Origin of the sequence: Alistipes sp. CHKCI003 (genome assembly GCF_900021155.1) — a bacterium.
In the GTDB taxonomy this organism is placed as follows: Bacteria; Bacteroidota; Bacteroidia; order Bacteroidales; family Rikenellaceae; genus Alistipes; species Alistipes excrementavium.
The window spans coordinates 606-1,193 of sequence record NZ_FCNT01000040.1 but is presented as its reverse complement, the minus strand read 5'-3'; the positions used below and the strand labels follow the sequence as shown (position 1 = coordinate 1,193).

The following is a 588-nucleotide window of genomic DNA, read 5'->3' as shown; positions in this document are numbered from 1 at the left end:
GTGGCACAGAGCTATAAAGACCTCGGTTATTCCGACTTTGCTTTGGACAGAGACCCTAAAGACGTACAGCATGTTCGAGGCACGCTGAAACAGTCGGCGGGGTGGAACAATAAGCTGTTCGTTCGGGCCGAAGCCTACAAACATCGCATCCGTATTACGGACGTTCGCTGTGAACGGTTACAGGATATTTCATACGCTGATTGCCTAAAGGAGGGTATTCGGCCTTCTTTCAGTGAATCCGTAGGCATCGGCAAGTATGGATATATAGATGACCGGGGAACCGGCTTATGGTTCGACACACCCCGTGCCGCCTTCGCCTCGCTGATCGACAAGGTTTCCGGCAAGGGTACTTGGGACGGCAACCCGTGGGTGTTTGTTTACGAATTCGAATTGTTGGGATGAAAACAAAATTATTGAAGCGCCTGCGTCGTGAATTCGGCCGATATTATCCGACGCCTGTACAGGATATATTCTACAAGCTGTGCTGTTTGAAAGACGTCAAACGCTGTTATATACAGTCTCGTGTTCGAGCGATGCGCCGTCTCCGGTTGACCGCAACTATTATACAAACGATATTGTGTATCGTTG

At 49.5% G+C, this 588-nt stretch carries 1 protein-coding gene and 1 pseudogene; both read left to right on the top strand.

The genetic code is table 11. The features are described from left to right. Window positions 1–402, top strand: a pseudogene (locus BN3659_RS13105) (hypothetical protein); the annotation flags it as partial. Next, window positions 399–588: hypothetical protein (locus BN3659_RS13305; RefSeq protein ID WP_216092791.1), on the top strand; the 190-nt coding region annotated here is incomplete at its 3' end. The pseudogene BN3659_RS13105 and the gene BN3659_RS13305, both read left to right, overlap by 4 nt.